This window comes from Dolichospermum sp. UHCC 0406 (assembly GCF_009712025.1).
In the GTDB taxonomy this organism is placed as follows: Bacteria; Cyanobacteriota; Cyanobacteriia; order Cyanobacteriales; family Nostocaceae; genus Dolichospermum; species Dolichospermum lemmermannii.
In genome coordinates this window covers 245166-267656 of sequence record NZ_VILA01000002.1, presented here as the reverse complement: position 1 = coordinate 267656, position 22491 = coordinate 245166, and the positions used below count along the sequence as shown (strand labels likewise).

Sequence of the window (22491 nt, the reverse complement as noted above, 5' to 3'; positions counted from 1 at the left end):
TAGAATCATCAAGTAAATAATGATGTTCTAGTTCTGAATTGTTCGATTTTTCTGTGAACTTTTGTACCAAGATTAGCAATGAAATAAAGATGCAATTAGAAATATATAGAGAAAAAATTATTGACTTTGAAACTTGTGCAGAAGTATTCACTGTCTACCATCAAAAAGGACGGAAAATCGTTCTCTGTAATGGGGTATTTGACTTACTACATCCCGGACACATTGCTCATTTACAAGCGGCTAAAGCAATGGGAGACTTATTAGTAATTTCCCTAACTGCTACTCCTTATATTAACCGAGGACCAGGAAGACCAATATTTTCTGATGAGTTGCGTGTTAATTCTATAGCTGCTTTAGCTTGTGTTGATTATGTAATTTTAACTCCCGCCGTCACAGCTTTGGAAGTAATTGAGAAAGTGCGTCCTCATATTTACTGCAAGGGAGATGAATATGCGGAAACAGAGAAAGATGTAACCCACAATATTGATAAAGAAATCGCTCAAGTAAGAGCTTACGGAGGTGACATTCGCTATACTCAAGAAATTACTTTTAGCTCTACACGACTGATTAATAATTATCTTGATGTTATCCCTCCAGAATTAAAACGTTATGCCAATGATTTTAGTCAACAATATGCTTTTGAGGATATTAGAAATGCGATAGAAGCAATGCAGGATCTCAATGTTTTGGTGTTGGGGGATATTATTATTGATGAGTTTGTTCACTGTACAGTTCAGGGATTAACCTCAAAAGGAAGAGCGCCATCAACCCGCTTTGTGAAAAAAGAACAACATTTGGGGGGAGTTTTTGCGATCGCTAACCATCTCAGTAGTTTTGCCAAATCTGTCACCCTAGCTAGTACCATTGGTGATGAACCAGATGTACATCATTTGATTGCTAATCATGTTGATGGTACGCTGCATCTTAATTTACATTGTGTAGAAAAATATTCTACAGTAACAAAGTGTCGTTATATTGAACAACAAGGGAAAACCAAGGGTTATACCCAATTATTTGCGATTAATTCCATAGACGAAGAAGGACTAGCACCCCAAGAACGAGAAAAACTTTTAGATGCTTGGGAAAAACTGTTAAAAAACTGCGATTTAGTGGTTTTGGCGGATTATGGTCATGGATTAATTGATGCTGAAGCAATTGAATTAATTCAATCACAAGCACCATTTTTAGCCTTAAACTGTCAAACTAATAGTGCTAATTACGGTTATAACCTAATTAGTAAATATAAGCGAGCCGATACATTTTGTGTAGATGAACAGGAAATTCGTCTGGCATTTTCTAATCGTTATGGTAATCGAGAAGAGTTACTAAAACGGTTGCAATATCATTTAGGGGCGCAACAAGGTTGGTTAACTTTAGGATCTGCTGGTTCTTTGGGAATTAATACTCATGGAGAGATGGAAATTACTCCGGCCATGACACAACAAGTCAAAGATACCACCGGGGCTGGAGATGCCTTTTTTGCCCTAGCCAGTTTGAGTGCTAAGTTAGATTTGCCTGTGCAGTTAGGATCATTTTTAGGAAATTTGGCCGGAGCGATCGCTGCCAATGTTTTAGGAAATGAAAAGCCTGTAGACAAGGGACGCTTATTAAAGTTTGCTAAAACAATTTCCACATTTTAAAAGATAATTAAGGAGTAAATCAATGAATCCAATTCAACAAGTTTTAGTGACCGGTGGTGCTGGTTATGTAGGAGCTATTTTAGTTCCTAAACTTCTGCAAGCTGGATATGGAGTTAAGGTAATAGACTTGTATCTTTATGGCAAAGATGTATTAAATGCCGTTAAAGATCATCCTCATTTAGAAGAGATTGAAGGCGATATCCGCGATCGCCAACTTCTAGAAAAAATCATGCCAGGATGTGATGCTGTCATTCATTTAGCTTGTATTTCCAACGATCCCAGCTTTGAATTAGATCCAGACTTAGGCCGTTCGATTAATTATGATGCCTTTTTTGACTTAGTAGACGTTGCCAAAGATGCCGGAGTGAAGCGGTTTATTTATGCTTCTTCCTCCAGTGTTTACGGCATCAAAGAAATAGAAAATGTCACAGAAGACTTACCCTTAATGCCTTTAACAGACTATTCTCGTTATAAGGCTTTATGCGAAGAAGTCTTATTGAGTAAACGAGAACCAGGTTTTGTTACCTTAGTTTTGCGTCCTGCTACAGTCTGCGGTTATTCCCCCCGTCAGCGACTAGATTTAGTGGTGAATATTCTCACTAACCACGCAATTAATAATGGTAAAATTACAGTTTTTGGTGGTCAGCAAAAACGTCCCAATATCCATATTGAAGATATGACCGATCTGTATCTAAAATCTCTACAATGGTCAGATGAAGCGATTGACGGTAAAATATTTAACGCTGGCTATGAAAATCATACCTTGATGGAAATTGCCGAGATGACCCGTCAAGTAGTGGGAGAATCTGTAGAAATTATGACTACACCCACCGACGATCTGCGTTCATACCATATTTCTTCAGAAAAAATTAAGCAAGAACTGGGATTTGTCCCTGCACATACTATAAAGGAAGCGATCGAAGATTTAGCTTCAGCATTTAAAGCTAATCAGATTCCCAATTCTCTCACAGATACTCGTTACTATAACGTGAAAGTAATGAAAGAAATTAATTTCCGGTAAAACTTACCCCAAACAATCATCTGTAGGGAGGGAACAGGCCGTTTAACCCTACAGATAATGTGTAACGTTAAGGTTGGGAAAAGACCTGTTTTTAAGTATAAATCCTTCTACAAGAGATCGTATGTTAGCGATCAATGTAGAACCCGGTGTTGTCGCTTTTTATGAAGGAGAAAATACCTTTGATGAAGTACATAGAGGATTAATTGAAGAAGGATTTTGGCTATTAAGTCTCAACTTACAGAACCATTCTCGAATTAAGCAAAGCACCCGAAAAGCACTCTCTGATAAATTTGATCAGCAGCAGATTCCACCCATTCAATTTGATCAATTACCAGGGAGTCCTATAGTAGTGTGTTAATTCTGAATCCCTTATCCCATAAGACTTCATGCACAAAATGTGTCGCATATTTTTATGAGAAAGTGCCTGGAACAGATGCTTTCGGTGTAAACTACGGTAACACCAATAATTTCCCAGGAAATCGCTCCAAAACACACAAAATTAACATACTAGCTATGAACCCTATTTTGCAACAAATTCAACACCATGCTGCCGCTCTACCGATATCATCGCAAGCGGAGTTACTGAATTATGCTGTTTACTTAGAACAAAAAGCACGAGAAAAAACGCCTATCACTTCAAACCAAGCAAGGCGCGAAGGTTTGGCGCAAGCATTGACGCAGGCGGTGGCGTTAAATCCTTTTGCAGAAATTGCTGATCCAGTTGTTTGGCAGCGTGAACAACGTCAAGATCGCAATTTATTCGGGAGAGACAATGCTGATTGATAGCAATTTAATTATTTACGCCACTCAGCCGCCATATACGCAGTTGCGTAGCTGGTTGGTGAATTATGCCACGCATTATTCTGCGATTAGGGAACACCAAAAAATAAATTACCCAATTTTGTGGGATGGTCATCCTGCCCGTCCTTGATGATTAGCGGGCAATTCGTCCCGCACCACAAGAAATTTTTGGGTATTTTTTTAATTGGAAGTCCCTTAATCAGCTTCAGTAAACATCGCAATCAAGCGATTCGCTGGTTTAGCCATTGCCACATACAAACTTTTTGGTAAAGACCATTGATTACCGGGCTTATTGGGGTCAAGATAAAACTTGCATAAACCTTCAATAAATTGTTTCATTTTGGAGATTTCATAACCCCATGCTTTTAATGATGGTAAAACTTCCGTTTCTACTATTGTTAATAATTCATCTCGTTTGCTAGTTACTCTCATGGCATTAAAAATAGTCCATGCCATTTCTAATGCTTCCAGAGTACCATCATTACCTCCTTGATAAAACCATTCAATATCAAAATCAATCATTCGCACATTTCCCTGGGTATCAATCATTTCATTCCCAGTCCAGCGATCAGCATAAATAATTCCCTGTCTGTGAGCTAAATTCATTTCTTGTAGAACCTTCGGCAAAAATTTGACTTCTCCAGTTTCTAGAAATTCCAACAAAGTTTTCCCTGTTACATATTCAATCAGCATCCAATCTTGATCTGCATGGATTAATTTAGGAACTGGTAAGCCGACAGCTAATGCCCGTTTGATAAAATCAACTTCATCTCCAATATTTCTGAGTTTAAAAGAACCGCCATTTTGGATAAAGCCAGTGGCTTCATACATATACTGCATATAAGCATCACCAGCTTCAGTGGAAATATCCCGTCTGGCACGAAAAACGCAGCGATCTGTGGCTGTTGTAATCAATAAGATATGATTAAATAATCCTTCTGATTGGGGTTTTTCTATTGTTGCTGTTTTACCTCCAGGTAAATAAGCTAAAGCACTTTCCAATCCCTGAGCGATATTTGTTGGTAGTGTATTCTTTAAATTTTCTGCAATTGAATTTTTCATTAGCTTTAACCAATACTTAATTTTAAACTAATTGCTAAGAAATCAAAAAACTCAGCCAGAATTTGATCATAGTGAGAGGCAAATTCAAGCTGATTAATTTCCTCTCGACTAAAATAGGCTAATTTTTGTCCTTCGTGTAGGGTTATTTGAGAAATATCTAAATCCAGCCGAGTCCAAAAAATGTGTTCATCACATTCTTGCCAAAAATAAGACTTAAAGAATTTAATTTCGCCTAATTCCAGTTCCATTTCTTCAACTAATTCTCGGCGAATAGCTGCTTCTGCAGATTCATTTTTCTCTATATATCCTCCCAGGAATGCCCAAGTGTTAGGAAAAGGAATAGAGCTTTTATTATCTCGAAGTACAAGTAAAACTTGCTGCTGACTGTTGAGAATAATTATGTCAGCCCCTGGCGCTTCTCTCATTTTAACTCTAATTTAATAAACTTTAATTATTATATGATCAAGAACTAAAATTAGAAAAATAATCTTTATTCTTTAATGTTTTCATCAAAGGTCAAAAAGAAGGACAGCAAGTGGTAATTAACTCACTAATACCAAATTAAGATGAAACTGCATAGAATAAGATTTCAAGAATAATTGACCGCAGATAAACGCAGATGTAACCGCGTTAGCGGCTTCCCGTAGCTTGCGTGGCGTTCGCGGTAGCGTGCCGGAGGCATCAGCCATAGGGTATGCAGATAAATACGGATGAATTAATGGATTTCATGATTCTGTGCAGCCTTACATAAAATTGGTATAACTCACTTCCCTCTTTAAGCCGATTTAATTTTCAACAGTTGTCAGAGAAACTGCATTAACTTCAGTATCACTACTCAAAGATTTTGGTAAATACACTAGCATTGTCACCATTTTGGCAAACATAAATAATATAATGGATAGCCACAAAAGATAGTTGTTGTGAAAATACCAAGCTGCTATAGCTGATGGGATAAATCCCAAAGTAGCAGAGATCAAACTGACATTACGAACAATTTTCCCTTCTGCTAATCCTAAGAAATATCCTTCCAGCATTGAGGCAACAGAATTGAATATAAGTATGAAGCATAAACACCAAATATAGGTATCAATATGTTCAGTAATTTCCGTATGGTTGGTTAATATGCCAAAGACAGCCTGGGGAAAGAAAACACAAATTGTAGCTACAGTGAGTCCTATCAATAAGCTGCTGGCAACTGAAACTTTCAGCAAGGGTAACAATTTCTCTTTTGAATCTTTACCTTTCAAGTTTCCGCTTAAGGTTTCGGTAGCAAATCCCATTCCGTTAGTTAAGTAAACATTTAGATGTGTTATCTGTCCTAATAAAGAATTTTGGGTAAAGAGTATCGTTCCCATCATGGCACTCAGATTACTAAAAATAGTAAAGACAGACATCTCACTTATAGTTCTAATCAAGATATCTCTATTGAGAGCCAACATAGTTTTCAACTCTGAAAAATCCATGATTTGTGGGCTAACTGCGCGGATTTCTTGCCACTGAACTTTCCGACTAGCTAAGAGGATGCCGATAAACAACATTAAGTATTGGCTAGATGCTTGAGATACTCCAGCCCCTACACTATTCCAACCCCATTGAATAATAAATAAGTAGTTTAAAATTATATTGGCTGCATTGCCAATAACTGAAAGTACCACAACCTTACTATTCTCCTCTCGTCCCAGTAACCAACCAATGAGAACGAAGTTCAGTAAAACAGCAGGCGCTCCCCAAATGCGAGCATTGAAATAGTCAATGCCGGCAGCTTTAACATCAATATCAGCACTCAAGAGCGAAAAACCTACCTCTCGCAAAGGATACTGCAAAATTAACAGTACGATACCTAATCCCAAGGCGATTAAGCCATTGCGTAGTCCCACTAGCAGTGCAGCCTCTTGATCATCTGCTCCCACAGCTTGAGCGGTTAACCCAGTGGTTCCCATACGTAAGAACTCAAGAATCAAATAGACGAGGTTAAACAAGATATTAGCTATGCAAACCCCTGCTAAGGCATCAATTTCTTGCAGATGACCCAAAAAAGCTACACTGATTAAACCCGCTAGAGGAATCATCAGGTTTGAAAGAATATTAGCGATCGCAAGACGGTAGAAACGAGGGAGAAAGTCATACTGTTCTGTTCGTGTTAAGTTCATGAGTTAATTCAGTATTTAGCTTACTGGTTGGATTTTAGACCGAGTTGAGTCGAGATATAGACGAATTTGTTACCCGCTTGAGTTCCTCGATTCTTAAGTCCTCATCAGCAGTAGAATTGTCAACAAAGGTATTTTCTTGCCCATAATTAACACTTAGGAGTGCAGGTTCTGGTATTTCAGTATCCGGTATTAAATTATCAACAGAGCCACTTATCTACCCATTATTACTACCTTGAAGCAGTGGTTCTCCTGAAACTGGATCTAGCTGTGTGCCATTCCCAACAAACGCGCTCTGTAACGCGTTGTTAACAACTTCCTCTGCTGGTTCTGGTGTTACCATAGCTGGTGTGCCATCCTCAACAGAATCTATTTGCCCCCCGTTATTGCCATTTGGGGTTGATGTTTCTGGTAAAACAGGGGATTGTTAATCGCCAAAAGCCTGAAACGACGGATTTTCGTTCATGCACATCATGGTTAATTTGTACAGTGCGTAAGTCCTAGTAACAATCTTTTTCCCCATAAATCTGGTTTTCCATAAATCTGGTTAGTTGGGTTTCTGGTTTCATATCTAGCATACTGGAAATTGGTGTAGGAAAATCTATTTGGTATAAAGCTAGTTCCCATTCAAACTAACTTTTTGAGCATTCAAACTAAATAGACTGTTGAGGAACTGTAATATCCACCAATTTGATAGCCTCTACAATTTCCCTGACAGGAGGACAAGATAGCTAGAAGGTAGATAAGGCAAGCTCCATAGCTCTTTGCCCTTTGATGTAATCCTTCAAACGATAGCGGCTAAATCGCATTAGTTCTTCTATACTTTTTTGGAACATTTGATGTACCCCACGTCAAAAATCTCAACTTACTGATGGGGATGTAGAAACCCCATCTTCAACGAAGTAAGATGGGGTAGTTTATGTAATGTTACGCATTTATGGCCAAAATAGCAAAAGTTTTGATTGGAGTTAATTGATTGTCGGAATTGCTCTTATCAACGAGTCCCAAGCCATTTATAGTTGAAATTATCTGTTAATGCTTAAAAAATTGTGAAAGCTATTACTTTACTGGGTTCTACTGGCTCAATTGGGACGCAAACCTTAGATATCGTCTCTGAACACCCCGATAAATTCCGCATCGTTGGATTGTCCGCTGGACGGAATGTGGAGCTATTCGCGGCGCAAATTCGCCAGTTTCGTCCCCAAATTGCCGCCATTTCTGCTGCTGAAAAGTTACCGGAACTCAAAGAAGCCATTAAAGACTTAAATCCTCAGCCCATTTTACTGGCTGGGGAAGCGGGAGTCATAGAAGTTGCTCGTTATGGCGATTCTCAAACAGTAGTTACTGGTATTGTTGGTTGTGCTGGCTTATTACCGACCATTGCAGCTATTGAAGCGGGGAAAGATATTGCTTTAGCCAATAAAGAAACTATCATTGCTGGCGCTCCTGTGGTGTTACCTTTGGTGAAAAAACACGGGGTGAAACTATTACCAGCAGATTCCGAACATTCTGCTATTTTTCAATGTTTGCAAGGTGTTCCTAAAGATGGTTTACGGAAAATATTACTTACTGCTTCCGGTGGTGCTTTTCGAGATTGGCCTGTGGAAAAGTTACCAGAGGTAAAGGTTGCTGATGCTATTAAACATCCTAACTGGTCAATGGGGCGAAAAATCACGGTAGATTCGGCAACTTTGATGAATAAGGGTTTAGAAGTAATTGAAGCTCATTATTTATTTGGAGTAGATTACGATAACATCGAAATTGTCATTCATCCTCAAAGTATTATTCACTCGTTAATAGAATTACAAGATACGTCTGTTTTAGCTCAACTTGGTTGGCCAGATATGCGTTTACCTTTGCTTTATGCTTTATCTTGGCCGGAGCGAATTTACACTAATTGGGAAAGATTGAATTTAGTTAAATCTGGTGATTTAACTTTCCGTGAACCAGATCATCACAAATATCCTTGTATGGGTTTGGCTTATGCTGCGGGTAAGGCTGGTGGTTCTATGCCGGCGGTGTTGAATGCGGCTAATGAACAAGCTGTGGCGTTATTTTTAGAAGAGAAAATTCACTATTTGGATATTGCTCGCTGTATTGAATTTGTCTGCGATCGCCATCAAAATGATAACACACAAAATCCCTCTTTAGATGACATTTTAAATGCTGATAAATGGGCTAGACAAGAAGTTTTCACAGCTATGAAAAAGGTAGCAACTCAACCACAGATAATTTCTGTTGGTTAAAAGTTAGCATAATCCTACACTGTACCGAATAGGATTAGTGTAGGATTATATTTTATCTATTTTCTTGGGTTACTCTAGAGATACACCTTATTGTTTATCAAAAAAATGCCAATATAGTTTTGTAGTTGTAATTTTTAGCTTTTCGTCTACCGTTAATTAACCCTTGCACCTAATAAATGTTTGCTGCGTCAAATCAACTGCTATGGTCTATGATAGGCTTGCTCCTCACAATGGGTGGTACTTTTCTAGAAGCCTATGGTATTACCGCACCTTGGAACTGGAGTCAGCACGGAATTGGGACCTTTTCATTAGGTGTCAGCTATCAAATTGGTGCAGTGCTGTTAGTAGGCTGTTTAGGAGGTCAAAATGCTGGTGCGCTCTCGCAAATTGCCTATTTAGTCATGGGATTAACCTTACTGCCAGTATTTGCCGAAGGCGGCGGTATCGGTTATGTTAAGCTATCTCAGTTTGGCTATTTGTTGGGTTTTATTCCCGGAGCTTGGATTTGTGGTTATTTAGCCTTTAAAGCTAGACCTCGGCTAGAAACTCTGGCTTTTAGTTGTTTTTGTGGCTTATTCACTGTTCACATCTGCGGTATTGCTTATTTAATTATTAGTTATATTCTGCCTTGGAAAGGAACAGAAAATTTATCCCTAATTCAAGCTATCCTCAAATACTCCTGCTTTGCACTACCAGGGCAACTAGTAGTTGTTTGTGCTGTCACCATAGTAGCTTATCTGCTACGACATATAATGTTTTATTAGTCATTGGCCATTGGTCATTGGTCATTGGTTATTGGTCATTGGTCAGTAGCAAAGAAGAACAACTGACAACTAACAAAGAACAACTGACAAATTTATTATGCGGATAAAAAATCGCTTCTTCTGGATTGCTGCTTTGATAGCATTTTTATTAGACCAATTGACAAAATACTGGGTAGTGCAAACCTTTAACCCAGGACAAACACTGCCCTTACTCCGGGGGATATTTCATTTCACTTATGTTACTAATACAGGTGCAGCTTTTAGTTTATTAAGTGGCAAGGTAGAGTGGTTACGGTGGCTATCTTTAGGTGTAAGTTTAGTATTAATGACCATTGCATTATCGGGACCATTGTTAAGTTTTTGGGAGCAATTGGGTTATGGTTTGATTTTAGGAGGAGCAATGGGCAATGGTATTGATAGATTTGCCTTAGGGTACGTCGTTGATTTTCTCGATTTTCGATTAATTAATTTTGCCGTATTTAATTTGGCTGATTCTTTTATTAGTATTGGCATTGTCTGTCTGTTAATTGCTTCATGGCAACAAACACCAAGTAATTAAAATTTTTTATGAGTTCCCCCCAACCTCCTCAAAAACCAACAACTCTACTTGGTCAAGTGACTCAAGCAGTAAGTACTATTCAAGCTAGAGTAAGTTCTTCCATAAAGCTCAAACCCAACGCTAAAGTACCAAAACTGTTAGTACATGATGCCGGGGCAAATACAAGGGAAGAACATAATCTGTTAGGCGATCGCCATATTCTCGGACGTAGTTCTAAATCTTGTGATTTCGTCGTCCGTAACCAAGTTGTCAGCGCAATTCACCTCTCACTCTCGCGGGATTCCACCCAAAACACTCCCGCTTTCACGATCAAGGATGAAAACTCCACCAACGGTATTTATCTGGGCAAAAGGCGGATAAATGCTCTAGAACTGCGTCATGGTGATGTTATTACCTTGGGACCCCCTCAACTAGCTGCTTCTGTGACTGTGCAATACATAGACCCACCAGATTGGTATGTGAAAGCTGCTACTTGGACAGCCTATGGGATCGGTGGTGTTACAGTTTTGATTGCCTTGTCCATAGGTGTAGAATGGATGAAATTTTCTGTCAGACCCTTACCTACAGCGACTAAAGCCCCTGTGGTTGTTTATGCCCGTGATGGCTCAACCCCACTGCGTGAGCCGCGAAATATCGCTCACACAGACCTGAAAAAAATATCTGACTTTGGACCATATTTGGCCTCTGCTGTTGTAGCTTCCGAGGACAGTCGTTATTATTGGCACTTTGGGGTAGATCCCTTGGGTGTGTTGCGAGCCTTACTGATTAACAGTCGTAGCGGCGATGTCCAACAGGGAGCAAGTACAGTTACCCAGCAAGTAGCTCGGAGTTTATTCCGTGAATATGTAGGTAGTCAAGACTCTTTAGGACGGAAAGTAAAAGAAGCTGTCGTCTCCCTCAAGTTAGAAACTTTTTACAGTAAAGATGATATTTTACTAACTTACTTAAATCGAGTCTTTTTAGGCGCAGATACTTCCGGTTTTGAAGATGCAGCTAAATATTATTTCAACAAATCAGCCAAAGAATTAACTCTGGCCGAAGCAGCAACCTTAGTAGGGATTTTACCTGCTCCCAATGCCTTTGATTTTTGTGGCAGTGGTCCGCGGAAACTCGGAGCAGCCGATTATCGGAATCGAGTCATTAAGCGACTGCTGGAAATGGGTAAAATCACCCAAGAAGAAGCCAACCGCGCCCGTCGTTCTACCGTCCAAATTAGCCCTAAAGTTTGTGAAAGACAAGCCAAAACCATTGCGCCCTATTTTTATGATTACGTCTTTCAAGAACTGACATTAAGACTAGGTCCGGCAGCAGCAAGAGAAGGTAACTATATCATTGAAACCCAACTTGATCCAGCTATCCAAGCCAAAGCGGAAACAGAGTTAAAAAATTCCATCACCAAAGACGGCTCGAATTTTGGTTTTTCCCAAGGGGGAATGGTGACTCTCAACGCGAAAACTGGGGGTATTGTCGCGATGGTAGGAGGGACTGATTACAGAAAAAGCCAGTTCAATCGCTCTGTGCAAGCCCAACGTCAGCCAGGTTCTACGTTTAAAATTTTTGCTTACACTGCGGCCATGGAAAAAGGGATTTCCCCATATAGAAGTTATTCTTGTAGTCCTTTAACTTGGCAAGGTTTTACTTATAGACCCTGCCGGTCTGGCGCTGGTGGTAGTTTAGATATAGCAACTGGCTTGGCACTTTCAGAAAACCCCATTGCTTTGCGGGTAGCAAAAGAAATTGGCTTGAATAAAGTAGTAGATATGGCGCAGCGGTTGGGTGTGAAATCTGATCTGGAGGCAGTTCCAGGCTTGATATTAGGTCAAAGTGTCGTTAATGTTTTAGAAATGACCGGGGCATTTGGAGCAATTAGCAATCGTGGAGTGTGGAATCCTCCTCATGCTATTAGTAAAATTCGAGACAGTAGTGATTGTAAGGATCTTAAAGATCTACAAACCTGTCGGGTAATTTACTCTTTCGATACCGATCCAAATGGTAACAAACGAGTTATCAAAAAAGAAGTTGCCAATCAAATGACTACTTTGATGCGGGGAGTAATTACTAATGGTACAGGTCGTAGCGCCGCTATTGGTTTAGGGGAAGCAGGTAAAACCGGGACAACGAATAATAATGTTGATCTCTGGTTCATTGGTTTTATTCCCAGTCGTCAACTTGTCACCGGCATTTGGCTAGGAAATGATAATAATTCCCCTACATCTGGCAGCAGCGCCCAAGCGGCACAACTTTGGGGTAATTATATGGGGAAAATTACTAAATAATTAAAAATTAATAATTAAAAATTAAAAAATTGGATTCTTCTTTTTTAATTTTTAATTTTGCATTTTTAATTACTTATATCCTTTCCAAGGTTTGACTATATGGGGAAAATTACTAAATAATTAAAAATTAATAATTAAAAATTAAAAAATTGGATTCTTCTTTTTTAATTTTTAATTTTGCATTTTTAATTACTTATATCCTTTCCAAGGTTTGACTTCTAATTCACCTTTAGGGGTAAAGACTACTCGAAAATGAGCTAGTGCTTCTTTATTATCGGGTGCAGCTACATTTGAGCCATAAACTGATTGGAACATCTGGGGTAAAGGTGTCTCCCGGAAGTAGTCAAAAGCAACTTGGTTGAGTGGTTCATAGTCAGCAATCACACCTTCTTTATTCACCGCTACTCGATATTTCAAGTTGCTGGCAAAGGTGGGAGTCACACTCCAATTTTGACGAATTGTACTATACAGCTTTTGATTTAGATCTGTGATTTTACTGGTGTCAGTAATTTTTTTGCCAGTTACTTCTGGTGTTTTGGCGTATCCTAGCCAGGGACTAATTTCTAAAAACCTTTTTTGGGTAAATACGACTTTGAATTGAGCAATAGGTTCATTCGGGACGCGATTAGCAGGATTATGGAGCAGTTTAGGTAGTGGTGTTTTATCTATTGCGTCACTAGCTTTCTGATTGACTGCTTTATAACCAACGATACTACCATCGGCGGCGACACCTAAACGATAGACTAAATCCTCTGGCAATTCTGAGCGATTTACCCAAGCTGGATGAATTTGGTTATAAACTTGGCGATTTAATGCCCGTAATTGAGATGGATCTTTTATTTCTGGAACTGTCTTTAAAAGTGTTTCTAAATCTTGAACTGCGGTAGGGGTTGCTGATGTTGTGGGTGTAGTTGTGGGTGTAGTTGTAGGGGTTACTGCTACTGTGGGCGTGGGAATAGAAGTGCTGGACTCAACCTCTGGGTTGACTTGAGGTGGACTGACTTGAGGTGCAGGAATTAAGCTAAAAGCCAATGCAGCTACGGCTAGACTGGATACGCCCATGGTAGCCGGGATTGCCTGTTTGAGTAAGGTTTGATTTGAACCACTATAACTGCGATTAACTGGGTGTAGTTCTAGGGATAATTCTGGTAAAGTCTGGCTGTCAGCAAAAAACTGATCTACGGCTTCAACTAAATCAAATAATTGGACTGTGTTCAGGACAATTTGAATGGGTTGTCCTTCGCTGGTGTTTCCCCCCATGTCTCCTGTGATTTCAGTGTGAACAGTTAATCTGTGGCTGTTGCTGTTAATTTTTTGTAATTCAACTAACTCTGAATTATGATTCTGAACTTGAGGGTTGGGGATATTGCTTAAAACTTCTTGGGCGTAGGCGCTGACTGCTCTAACTAAGCTTTCAAAAAATTCCCTGCCACCAACAATGGGTTGAGTATAACTAGATATATAGCATTCTGCATTCACTAATATAGATAGTTGGGGACGCAGTTCTTGAAAGTTAGCAGTCTGTGTCATGTCACTTAACCCCTCTAGGAGCAGGGTACAATTAGGCAAACTATATTTACGTTGGATATTCATAAAACCTCGTGGGAAGTGGGAAACTCAGTCCCTTTAGGGACCAGAGGGATAGTATGGCTAACGCCACGCTACGCTATCGACATGGCTCACCAGCCGCGACTCAAGGGATTTTAATCCCCGTCAATCTTAAAATGCGTAATCATAGCCATCTTTGCGGTGAATGATTTTGCAGTATTTATAACTAATACCCTGAACTAATTTTGATGCAGAAATATTGAAAGAACCTGTTGCTCTAACTGCAACACGACCAATATATTTACCGATTTTCTTCCCAGTAGTAACAATTGCTTTCACAATATCACCGGTCTGAAAACCTTTGACAAATTTAATTCTCGGCACATATCGAGATGGAAAACCAAACTTGTCAGTCCGACACATTTGACGAGTTCCATGCCCTGTTGCTTTGATTAGCAAAGGCTTGTTCGTTAAAATTTCCAATTCTCCAATTTGTCCAACACAAGCAGCATCTAGCCAATGAGTTTTAGGAAAGTTTAATCTAGTTCGGTTGAACTTAGTTTGACCACCAGAACCAGTGAAAACGGGTAAACCAGTTTCTTGAAGTCGGCTAAACAATGCCCAACGGGTAGAGTTCACAGCCGCCGCATCTTTTAAAGGTCGTTTTGCTTGTGCCAGAATACATTTGAGAAGATCCGGTTTCTTAGCCAGGAAGTCTTTAATATCCTGAGTGCCTTTTTTGATATTGCACTTCTCGCAAGCAAGACAAAGATTAGAAATCCGATTAGTGCCACCTCTGGCTTGAGGATGAATATGCTCAACTTGCAAGGGAACATTCTCAATCCCACAGTAAGCACATTTTCTCTGCCATTTCTCAAGTAGATACTCACGGACTTCGTACCCGGACAAAGTGCCTTGCTGATATTCAATACCTGATATTTCTGGATTGTCTATTTGTTGCAAGTCAAACCTGACAAGCTCTTGAGATATCCTTGTGATGGGAATAAACTTAATGAGTTTGTTAACCCAAGTTAAGGTAGTCTCAACTCGATGCTGCAAACTTGGAGCTAACCAATTTTTTGTCCTGGTTCTATTCAAAAATCTGGCTTGACGATAGCGAGTATGGCGGTTTCGTCTCCCCCTGCGGAGTGAGCGACGGGATTCTAGGGACGCTTTAATTGCACTTCCTCGATGAGAAAGTTCTGCACCAAAAATGATTTTCTCTCCCTGAACCAATGCTATGCCCGTAGTTTTGGAACCAGGATCTATTTTGAGTTCTATTGCTTGGTTAACAATATCTGAGCATGACTTGTTTAAGATGATAGTAAAGGGGTACATCCTAAATAAAGCAGCTTTTCCAGAATCCAATAATTTCCTTGCTACCGAGGGATGACAAGGGCTTAAAGGTTGTTTGTTTGTGTCGAGAACTAATGCGTAATTTGACATTTCTGCCTCTCTGATTGCTCAGGTGATGTTCGCTTTGACCTTGTTATCTGAGCTTTTTAGGCTTGCAACACTGTTTCAGTGACTTTAAAACTGTTTAATTACAAACGACAGAGCGGAAAACTAGTGAAGCAGCGCGGTCTTGGGGGTTTCCCCCATGAGCGACTGCTGAACCCCGAAGGGGCGTCGCATTCTCCGGTGTCTTGACTCAAATAACGGCTACCCTACCCTACGGGACGCTTCGCGAACGACTACGCTCAGGGTGGTCTGGTCAGTACAGCTTGCTTGATTACTCTTACAAGCTCAGTGGCTTTAGCCCTGAGTTACTGACTTCTATTTATTCTACCTCACCGTCAAAAAGAGAAATCCAGTACCGTTGCATTCCCGCTGTACCTGTACAAAATAGTAATTTTCCTAATAAGTCTATAGCTAGTTCATCTAATTTTTCATTAGAAGTTAATGCTAGGACACCGGAACGACGGGAATTCATCCGACTTTTAAAATGCGCTCTAAACCTTTCTAGGTAATTAGCTAATCTTAAATTTTGTTCTGGGGGAATCTGCTTCTCAGCCAATTGTTGATATATGGTTAGTAGTTGGCGGATCACAACTGTTAAGCGTCGAGAAATGTAGCAGGCAATAACTACTAACGCTTTGGCTTCTAAAATATCTAAAGGCCGGCGACTATGCGCTCTCCGCATGGGGTTAGATGCTCGCATCCGCCATAAGTTTACCCGATTTTTGATGATCCCTTGGAGGTCTAATTCTTCAGCAAAGGACAAAATGGCTTCAGAACCGCCTATTTCTAAGGCTTCAATGGCTAGTAACATCAAATCTATTTGCAATCTAGTTCTGGCTGGACATACCTGACCAGCGATCGCTGGATCTGGTAAAGTATCCAAAATCATGGGCATTCCCTGAGCTTTTGGGATGTTTAAAGATGTGACACTAGCAGAGACGTTCATTCTATCAAATACCTTATACGTTTCCAATAAACTGATTTACTTATCCGTCCACCGCTAATTGCTGGCGCGATATGGCAGTTCAATTATATACATTACTTAGTTTTTCTACCCAAATATTTGCATATACATTAAATTTTCAAATTCTTGGTGATCGTCAATGACATTATAGGGTAGGATTTGGCAGAGATTAGGAAAATTTTCGCTTCTTGCCCTTTGTTTCTTCATTGACCACTAACTACTTAGGTAAATAATATGGATTTAAGATCTCTGATTCGTGAGATACCGGATTTTCCTAAGCCGGGAATTTTATTTCGAGATGTCACTACTCTATTAAGCGACCCGGACGGATTGCGTTATACTATTGATTTTTTAGCACAAAAATGTTCTGAAATTGAACTTCAAGTAGATTATATTATTGGTATGGAGTCAAGAGGGTTCATTTTTGGTGCGCCTGTTGCTTATAAATTAGGTGCTGGTTTTATTCCTGTTCGGAAAAAAGGGAAATTACCGGCAGCGGTTCACTCAATTGAATATCAACTAGAGTATGGTACAGATACATTAGAAGTACATCAGGATGCTTTAGTGCCAGGTAGCAAAGTTTTAATTGTGGATGATTTGATTGCTACTGGTGGCACTGCCAGTGCAACAGCTAAGTTGGTACAAAAGATTGACTGTGAACTGATAGGGTTTGGGTTTATCATCGAACTAATGGATTTGCAAGGACGGAAACATTTACCTGATGTCCCTATTATCTCACTGGTTCAATATTAGAAAACATAATTGACAACTGACTAATGACTAATGACTAATGACAAATACAAAAATTTCCTTGGATATAAGTCGAGACTGGCTAATTAGGCGAGTTACGGATGAAACTTTTATTTATGTGATAAAACGGCTTTTACAGGCGCTATTGACGATTTTTTTAGCGTCTGCTTTGTCATTTTTTATTATGAAGTTGTCTCCGGGAGATTATGTAGATACCCTGCGGCAAAATCCGAAAATTTCACCAGAACGGATTGAGGAAATTAGGCGACAATTTGGTTTAGATAAATCTTGGCCACAACAGTTTGGATTTTGGTTAAAGCAAATTTTGACAAGGGGTGATTTTGGTACAAGTTTTGTTTATCAACGTTCTGTATCATCGCTGCTATGGGAACGAGTTCCAGCCACGTTGTTATTAGCGATCGCTTCTTTAATTATCACATGGGCGATCGCCATTCCTTTAGGTATTCTCGCTGCTGTGAAACAAAATCGCCGAACTGACCAAGTTTTACAGATAGTCAGTTATGCTGGTCAAGGTATTCCCAGTTTTATTACTGTCTTATTTCTACTATTCTTTGCTCAACTGACTACTCCACTTTTTCCGGTGGGTAATATGACCAGTATTAATCATGCAGACCTGACATGGTTAGGTAAAATTCTCGATATCGCTTGGCATTCAGTTTTACCACTAATTGCTTTAAGTATTACCAGTTTTGCGGGTTTGCAACGAATTATGCGTGGTCAATTATTGGATGTTTTACGCCAAGATTATATTCAAACTGCTCGCGCTAAAGGACTTCCAGAAAATCGGGTGATTTATGTTCATGCTTTGCGAAATGCTATTAATCCGTTAATTACTTTATTGGGTTTTGAATTAGCAGGTTTGTTAGGTGGTGCATTTATTACGGAGAATTTCTTTAACTGGCCGGGTTTAGGAAAGTTAACTTTACAAGCTGTTTTAGCTAAAGACCAATATTTGGTAATGGCGAGTTTAGTAATGAGTGCAGTATTATTGATTATTGGTAATTTAATTGCTGACTTAATTTTAAAAGCAGCAGATCCTCGAATTAAGTTAGAAGATTTGAATTAGTTAGTTGTCAGTGGTCAGTTGTTAGTGGTCAGTGGTCAGTGGTCAGTTGTTAGTTGTCAGTTGTTAGTTGTCAAATGGTTTATTATATTATTCGTTCAAGAACAGATGGTAAATATCTCACAGCCCGTGTTGATGATGCTACATCAGGATATTTATTATTATTTAAAGAAGATTTCGAGGCTTTGAGTTATCTCAATACTCATGCTGCTGATTTAGCCAGCCGGTTGACTGTAGAATCTCTTGCTAGTTCCCAAATAGGTAGTTTGATCAAACGTTGGAGTTTTGCTGGTGTAGGCATTGTTAATGATCCTTTATTACCAGAAGTTGAGTTTTTACAGCATATTTAAAGCATAAAAGATTTGGATTTAATGTAGGGGTAGCGCCCCCGTGCCTACCCCGGTATTTGGGGCAACCACAGGGGGTTGGCCCCCTACAAAATTAATTGGTTTAGGGATTTTTAAAATGTTCAATTAATTTTGCCCGACTACTTACAGCGGTTTCCGCTCTTATGAGGTACAAAGTTGAATCATGAAACTCTTGTAGTGCGGGCATCTTGCCCGCTAGATATGTACCTCATAACACCGGGAAGTGCTGTATATCACTTTTCACTTACAGTCCACCAGGCCAAAGCATAAGGTTGAGTAGATTCATTTACCTGCTTCTTAAATTGCACCCGAATTTTATAATTCCCACTAGTAGGAACTGGACAAAAAATATGTTCCACACTATCAACCTCACTCACAGAATCACAAACCACAACTTCATTATTTTTCCCATTTTCCTTAACTAAATAAACATCAAGATTATTTAATCCTTTATCTATAAATGTTTCCCCTATATCATATTCCTGATTATTATTTTTATCATTTAACTCCACCAAACGATCCCAAATTAAAGTAATAGCCACAAAACTATTTTGTTTCAAACCTTTTTGCAAAGCATATTCCCTAGAAGAATTAGCATTAACAATACCATAATCCCAACCAATAGGCGGAACAGTTGCATTAGGTTTCCATTCACCACCATTCAATTGTTGATAAGCTCGAAAAGCATTTAAATGACCTGCTCCCATTTGAGCATCTAGGGGAATTTTAGGATTTTTATAAGCGTCCGTTGCTAACCAATCTTGATTTTGTTTATCAATTAAAGTCCTCGTCATTCCCAACCGTAAACCATCACCACTGTCCTTTATTTTGTCCGCAGAATTGAGTAATATTGCTTTCATGACTTGATGACGACGAGCATCAATAGTCCAATTCCGTTGTTTAGTTCGTAATTGTCTATCCACAAATTCCTGTAATAATGCCACCGTAGCCGTAACTTGTGGGGCGGCAAAACTCGTACCTGTAGATTTATTTAACTTACCATCAGGATTAAGTAAAGGAATATTAGTCCCAGGAGCAACTATATTAATTGCACTTCTCCCCCCAATATTAAATTCTTTCCCAGCTAAACGATTTTCTATACCTTGATTAATACTAGCCAAATTAGAAACGTGAACTTTATTAAAAATTCCCTCGCGTTCTGAGGAAAAAGCCACATTAATTGCGTTAAAATTATCTGTAGGAATGGGAATCCCGCCTTTGCCTTGATTGCCAGCAATTGAATATACAACATCATGAACCCGGCTAGACCAGTCAATACATAATGTTAGTAAAGCATTACCATCTAACATAGCTTCTGGTCGGGGATCACGCTCTAGAGGTTCACCAAAACTAAAATTAATCGCCCGCACATCACCACCGTTTTGTAATGCAATGTGTTGTGCTGATAAACACTCCTCCGGTTGACCGATTTTTTTTGTAGATCCGACAGCAGAAGAATATAGTCGAGCGTTTGGTGCGACACCAGGAAAAGCCTTATCTTGACTTACCATCACACCAGAAACATTATAGGCATGAGGATCAACACCAACATTTGATTTAGCCGGGACATTGCGTGAAAACACTGCAAATGGAGATACAGCCCGATTTTTAGATACTGCTTTATCCCAGCCAAACATCCCCGGACGACCAATTTCCACTTGACCAATAGCAATTTTCCGCCCAGTCAAATTATAAGGAGCTTGATGTAGTTTCAGCGCATTAATACCGTTAGCACCTAAAAAATTGCCAACCTTGACACCTGCAAAGACTGGTAAAGTCAAGCCAGAAAAACCTAAACTCCAAAAAAGTATCCAATTTTTGTGCATATTTTGGGGGAAGAGGGGGAAGTTTTCTGAAAAATTTGAATTTTGAATTAATTTTTAATAATTTCTCCATATTTTGTTACGATACTTACAGACGAAGACGCTTAAAACCCACTAGCCATGACCCAAAATTCATCTCAAAAGCCTATAGTTATCGCTCCTTCTATCCTATCAGCAGATTTTAGCCGTCTGGGTGACGATATTCGCGCCGTAGACAAAGCGGGAGCAGATTGGATTCACGTTGATGTAATGGACGGACGTTTTGTTCCTAATATTACAATAGGTCCTCTGATTGTGGAGGCGATTCGTCCAGTTACCACCAAACCGCTGGATGTCCACTTGATGATTGTGGAACCAGAAAAGTATGTAGAAGGTTTTGCTAAAGCTGGCGCTGACATTATTTCCGTACACGCAGAACATAACGCTTCCCCTCACTTACACCGTACTCTGGGACAAATCAGAGAACTCGGTAAAAAAGCTGGAGTTGTCCTTAATCCGGGTACACCTTTGGAGTTAATTGAATATGTCCTAGAATTGTGCGATTTGGTGCTAATTATGAGCGTTAACCCCGGTTTTGGTGGTCAAAGCTTTATTCCTAGCGTAGTTCCTAAAATCCGCAAGTTGCGTCAAATGTGCGATGAACGCGGTTTAGATCCTTGGATTGAAGTTGACGGGGGACTAAAGGCTAATAATACTTGGCAAGTTTTGGAAGCTGGAGCTAATGCTATTGTAGCGGGTTCGGCTGTATTCAATGCTCCTGATTATGCTGAGGCAATTACCAATATCCGTAACAGTAAGCGTCCGAGTCCAGAATTAGCTGCTGTTTAATTTAATACTTGTGATTAAGTAAGACTCAGATCCCCGACTTCTTTGAGAAGTCGGGGATCTATTTTATTACAGCAAGCCCTAAATAAACCTAATTCATCTCCTTTACCACATTTTACTCCCTGATAAAACTTCGACATCCCTGGCTTAAATCCCACATTCCGCACCCACAACTGTCACACCTCAAGGAAACGGATGTATTTAGTACATAAGAACTAACTGCTGAGAGAATTTGTTGAAGCTAAATAGGAATGATTACTATTAAGTTAGAGATACAGTTAAATATTTACGACTAAGTATGAAATTATTGGTTCTGAGGTTATTTTGATAGAAAACTTAGTTAAAAATCATTGAAAGGTTTATCCTCAATTACGATGAAAAAACTCAAAAAATGTGTTGACTCAACAGAAAAATGAGAAAATACAAAACAGATACTTTTGTGGAGTTTCTGTTGTCATGTTTAATGTAAGTAGGTTGGCATTAAAAATTGTCGTTATGACAAGGGAACAGGGAACAGGGAACAGAGAAGAGGTTTTGGGAGATTTTACTTTTCGTTACATATTACTCTTCGAGAAGCCGCTTCGCGTCTACGGTTTTTTTCCGTTCACCTACTTAGACTAACAATAAAATTATATTATATTTTTTGCCAGAAACCACCCTTATTCTTTATTGCTTCTTATTGAGAATATATTTGAACCAACTTTCCTATCTAAAATTTATTTTTTTATAGATAAATGTATTTTTTTACTCCTTTTTCATCAATTTACCTCCGTAATCACCGTTTGTGACAGTCAAGGGTGCGGAATGTGGGTTAAATCCTTGGTTTTTAAGAATTTGTATTAATAACAACAATATTTCTAGTGTCAAATACTGCTGTTCACTCAAATCCTTTCGGAAAATTGTTTGATATGATTGTGGTAACATTTTTTGCTTTGGGGGCTTCCTTATCCCTATTTTTTTACCCCCTTATTTTCTCAAATTATTGCCATATCTCATCTTCAACCGCTTTGTCACCCGTTAAGATTAATTAATTCAGTATGATAACTAATACTTTTAGGCATTGTCTCGACTCCTGTAATGATTTTTGCCCCCATTTTATTGAGTTGTTGCGCCATGACGGTAATGCGATCGCTCTCCATCTGATGCTAACAT

Annotated in this window: 21 protein-coding genes; 12 read left to right on the top strand and 9 right to left on the bottom strand. The window is 39.2% G+C overall.

Annotated elements, in window-relative coordinates:
• Nucleotides 1-89 precede the first annotated feature (89 nt).
• From FJR09_RS03605 to FJR09_RS03590, 4 genes are all read left to right on the top strand, one after another.
• Entirely contained in the window at nucleotides 90-1640 is a 1551-nt protein-coding gene (locus FJR09_RS03605) for a PfkB family carbohydrate kinase (protein ID WP_015078132.1), read from the top strand.
• Between the two features lie 22 nt (nucleotides 1641-1662).
• Nucleotides 1663-2661, top strand: coding sequence for an NAD(P)-dependent oxidoreductase (locus tag FJR09_RS03600; RefSeq protein ID WP_015078133.1), 999 nt, complete (start codon nucleotides 1663-1665; stop codon nucleotides 2659-2661).
• Nucleotides 2662-2782: 121 nt separating this feature from the next.
• A complete protein-coding gene (locus FJR09_RS03595; RefSeq protein WP_015078134.1) occupies nucleotides 2783-3019 on the top strand; it encodes a hypothetical protein in 237 nt (78 codons plus the stop codon).
• Nucleotides 3020-3174: 155 nt separating this feature from the next.
• Nucleotides 3175-3444 carry a hypothetical protein gene (locus FJR09_RS03590; protein ID WP_041458174.1) on the top strand — a complete coding sequence of 90 codons (270 nt, stop codon included), beginning with the start codon at nucleotides 3175-3177 and terminating at the stop codon, nucleotides 3442-3444.
• A 213-nt stretch (nucleotides 3445-3657) separates the two neighbouring features.
• Here the strand turns inward: FJR09_RS03590 and FJR09_RS03585 are convergent, their stop codons facing one another.
• From FJR09_RS03585 to FJR09_RS25730, 4 genes are all read right to left on the bottom strand, one after another.
• Nucleotides 3658-4524 carry a protein kinase gene (locus FJR09_RS03585; protein ID WP_015078136.1) on the bottom strand — a complete coding sequence of 289 codons (867 nt, stop codon included), beginning with the start codon at nucleotides 4522-4524 and terminating at the stop codon, nucleotides 3658-3660.
• Nucleotides 4525-4529: 5 nt separating this feature from the next.
• Nucleotides 4530-4949 carry an NUDIX domain-containing protein gene (locus FJR09_RS03580; protein WP_015078137.1) on the bottom strand — a complete coding sequence of 140 codons (420 nt, stop codon included), beginning with the start codon at nucleotides 4947-4949 and terminating at the stop codon, nucleotides 4530-4532.
• 360 nt (nucleotides 4950-5309) lie between these two features.
• Complete coding sequence (gene gntT / locus FJR09_RS03575) at nucleotides 5310-6674, bottom strand: guanitoxin biosynthesis MATE family efflux transporter GntT (protein WP_015078138.1); 1365 nt, start codon at nucleotides 6672-6674, stop codon at nucleotides 5310-5312.
• A 214-nt stretch (nucleotides 6675-6888) separates the two neighbouring features.
• On the bottom strand, nucleotides 6889-7014 hold the full coding sequence (locus FJR09_RS25730; protein WP_256369513.1) for a hypothetical protein: 126 nt from the start codon (nucleotides 7012-7014) through the stop codon (nucleotides 6889-6891).
• 706 nt (nucleotides 7015-7720) lie between these two features.
• On the opposite strand from FJR09_RS25730, the gene FJR09_RS03570 reads away from it, so the two are divergent.
• The 4 genes from FJR09_RS03570 to FJR09_RS03555 all read left to right on the top strand — a co-directional run bounded on the left by FJR09_RS03570 (nucleotide 7721) and on the right by FJR09_RS03555 (nucleotide 12516).
• A complete protein-coding gene (locus FJR09_RS03570) occupies nucleotides 7721-8917 on the top strand; it encodes a 1-deoxy-D-xylulose-5-phosphate reductoisomerase (protein WP_015078139.1) in 1197 nt (398 codons plus the stop codon).
• A gap of 176 nt (nucleotides 8918-9093) precedes the next feature.
• The gene (locus tag FJR09_RS03565; protein WP_015078140.1) at nucleotides 9094-9681 is read left to right on the top strand and encodes a biotin transporter BioY; all 588 of its coding nucleotides are present in this window, start codon (nucleotides 9094-9096) and stop codon (nucleotides 9679-9681) included.
• A 97-nt stretch (nucleotides 9682-9778) separates the two neighbouring features.
• Nucleotides 9779-10240 carry a signal peptidase II gene (gene lspA / locus FJR09_RS03560; RefSeq protein ID WP_015078141.1) on the top strand — a complete coding sequence of 154 codons (462 nt, stop codon included), beginning with the start codon at nucleotides 9779-9781 and terminating at the stop codon, nucleotides 10238-10240.
• A gap of 8 nt (nucleotides 10241-10248) precedes the next feature.
• Complete coding sequence (locus FJR09_RS03555) at nucleotides 10249-12516, top strand: transglycosylase domain-containing protein (RefSeq protein ID WP_168653433.1); 2268 nt, start codon at nucleotides 10249-10251, stop codon at nucleotides 12514-12516.
• Between the two features lie 189 nt (nucleotides 12517-12705).
• Here FJR09_RS03555 and FJR09_RS03550 read toward each other — a convergent pair whose 3' ends face one another.
• From FJR09_RS03550 to FJR09_RS03540, 3 genes are all read right to left on the bottom strand, one after another.
• Nucleotides 12706-14109 (bottom strand): DUF4335 domain-containing protein, encoded by a 1404-nt coding sequence (locus FJR09_RS03550; RefSeq protein WP_015078143.1) that lies wholly within the window; start codon nucleotides 14107-14109, stop codon nucleotides 12706-12708.
• 126 nt (nucleotides 14110-14235) lie between these two features.
• Nucleotides 14236-15510 (bottom strand): RNA-guided endonuclease IscB, encoded by a 1275-nt coding sequence (iscB, locus tag FJR09_RS03545; protein ID WP_168653434.1) that lies wholly within the window; start codon nucleotides 15508-15510, stop codon nucleotides 14236-14238.
• Between the two features lie 334 nt (nucleotides 15511-15844).
• Nucleotides 15845-16471 (bottom strand): DUF3038 domain-containing protein, encoded by a 627-nt coding sequence (locus FJR09_RS03540; protein WP_015078145.1) that lies wholly within the window; start codon nucleotides 16469-16471, stop codon nucleotides 15845-15847.
• A gap of 252 nt (nucleotides 16472-16723) precedes the next feature.
• Between FJR09_RS03540 and FJR09_RS03535 the strand changes: the two genes are divergently transcribed.
• The 3 genes from FJR09_RS03535 to FJR09_RS03525 all read left to right on the top strand — a co-directional run bounded on the left by FJR09_RS03535 (nucleotide 16724) and on the right by FJR09_RS03525 (nucleotide 18673).
• Nucleotides 16724-17242 carry an adenine phosphoribosyltransferase gene (locus FJR09_RS03535; protein WP_168651856.1) on the top strand — a complete coding sequence of 173 codons (519 nt, stop codon included), beginning with the start codon at nucleotides 16724-16726 and terminating at the stop codon, nucleotides 17240-17242.
• Between the two features lie 37 nt (nucleotides 17243-17279).
• Nucleotides 17280-18326 carry an ABC transporter permease gene (locus tag FJR09_RS03530; protein WP_015078148.1) on the top strand — a complete coding sequence of 349 codons (1047 nt, stop codon included), beginning with the start codon at nucleotides 17280-17282 and terminating at the stop codon, nucleotides 18324-18326.
• Between the two features lie 74 nt (nucleotides 18327-18400).
• On the top strand, nucleotides 18401-18673 hold the full coding sequence (locus FJR09_RS03525; protein WP_015078149.1) for a hypothetical protein: 273 nt from the start codon (nucleotides 18401-18403) through the stop codon (nucleotides 18671-18673).
• 251 nt (nucleotides 18674-18924) lie between these two features.
• On the opposite strand, the gene FJR09_RS03520 is transcribed toward FJR09_RS03525, so the two are convergent.
• Nucleotides 18925-20517 carry a S8 family serine peptidase gene (locus FJR09_RS03520; RefSeq protein WP_168651855.1) on the bottom strand — a complete coding sequence of 531 codons (1593 nt, stop codon included), beginning with the start codon at nucleotides 20515-20517 and terminating at the stop codon, nucleotides 18925-18927.
• 117 nt (nucleotides 20518-20634) lie between these two features.
• On the opposite strand from FJR09_RS03520, the gene rpe reads away from it, so the two are divergent.
• Nucleotides 20635-21342, top strand: a complete 708-nt coding sequence (gene rpe / locus FJR09_RS03515; RefSeq protein WP_015078151.1) for a ribulose-phosphate 3-epimerase — start codon at nucleotides 20635-20637, stop codon at nucleotides 21340-21342.
• A gap of 1007 nt (nucleotides 21343-22349) precedes the next feature.
• Here the strand turns inward: rpe and FJR09_RS25725 are convergent.
• Nucleotides 22350-22478, bottom strand: coding sequence for a hypothetical protein (locus FJR09_RS25725; RefSeq protein ID WP_015078153.1), 129 nt, complete (start codon nucleotides 22476-22478; stop codon nucleotides 22350-22352).
• Nucleotides 22479-22491 lie beyond the last annotated feature (13 nt).

Excerpts from the sequence above, each read along its gene's own strand:
- FJR09_RS03605 (WP_015078132.1), top strand. The coding sequence starts at position 90 with ATGCAATTAGAAATATATAGAGAAAAAATTATTGACTTTGAAACTTGT.
- FJR09_RS03600 (WP_015078133.1), top strand. The coding sequence starts at position 1,663 with ATGAATCCAATTCAACAAGTTTTAGTGACCGGTGGTGCTGGTTATGTA.
- FJR09_RS03595 (WP_015078134.1), top strand. The coding sequence starts at position 2,783 with ATGTTAGCGATCAATGTAGAACCCGGTGTTGTCGCTTTTTATGAAGGA.
- FJR09_RS03590 (WP_041458174.1), top strand. The coding sequence starts at position 3,175 with ATGAACCCTATTTTGCAACAAATTCAACACCATGCTGCCGCTCTACCG.
- FJR09_RS03585 (WP_015078136.1), bottom strand. The coding sequence starts at position 4,524 with ATGAAAAATTCAATTGCAGAAAATTTAAAGAATACACTACCAACAAAT.
- FJR09_RS03580 (WP_015078137.1), bottom strand. The coding sequence starts at position 4,949 with ATGAGAGAAGCGCCAGGGGCTGACATAATTATTCTCAACAGTCAGCAG.
- gntT (WP_015078138.1), bottom strand. The coding sequence starts at position 6,674 with ATGAACTTAACACGAACAGAACAGTATGACTTTCTCCCTCGTTTCTAC.
- FJR09_RS25730 (WP_256369513.1), bottom strand. The coding sequence starts at position 7,014 with ATGGTAACACCAGAACCAGCAGAGGAAGTTGTTAACAACGCGTTACAG.
- FJR09_RS03565 (WP_015078140.1), top strand. The coding sequence starts at position 9,094 with ATGTTTGCTGCGTCAAATCAACTGCTATGGTCTATGATAGGCTTGCTC.
- lspA (WP_015078141.1), top strand. The coding sequence starts at position 9,779 with ATGCGGATAAAAAATCGCTTCTTCTGGATTGCTGCTTTGATAGCATTT.
- FJR09_RS03555 (WP_168653433.1), top strand. The coding sequence starts at position 10,249 with ATGAGTTCCCCCCAACCTCCTCAAAAACCAACAACTCTACTTGGTCAA.
- FJR09_RS03550 (WP_015078143.1), bottom strand. The coding sequence starts at position 14,109 with ATGAATATCCAACGTAAATATAGTTTGCCTAATTGTACCCTGCTCCTA.
- iscB (WP_168653434.1), bottom strand. The coding sequence starts at position 15,510 with ATGTCAAATTACGCATTAGTTCTCGACACAAACAAACAACCTTTAAGC.
- FJR09_RS03540 (WP_015078145.1), bottom strand. The coding sequence starts at position 16,471 with ATGAACGTCTCTGCTAGTGTCACATCTTTAAACATCCCAAAAGCTCAG.
- FJR09_RS03535 (WP_168651856.1), top strand. The coding sequence starts at position 16,724 with ATGGATTTAAGATCTCTGATTCGTGAGATACCGGATTTTCCTAAGCCG.
- FJR09_RS03530 (WP_015078148.1), top strand. The coding sequence starts at position 17,280 with ATGACAAATACAAAAATTTCCTTGGATATAAGTCGAGACTGGCTAATT.
- FJR09_RS03525 (WP_015078149.1), top strand. The coding sequence starts at position 18,401 with ATGGTTTATTATATTATTCGTTCAAGAACAGATGGTAAATATCTCACA.
- FJR09_RS03520 (WP_168651855.1), bottom strand. The coding sequence starts at position 20,517 with ATGCACAAAAATTGGATACTTTTTTGGAGTTTAGGTTTTTCTGGCTTG.
- rpe (WP_015078151.1), top strand. The coding sequence starts at position 20,635 with ATGACCCAAAATTCATCTCAAAAGCCTATAGTTATCGCTCCTTCTATC.
- FJR09_RS25725 (WP_015078153.1), bottom strand. The coding sequence starts at position 22,478 with ATGGAGAGCGATCGCATTACCGTCATGGCGCAACAACTCAATAAAATG.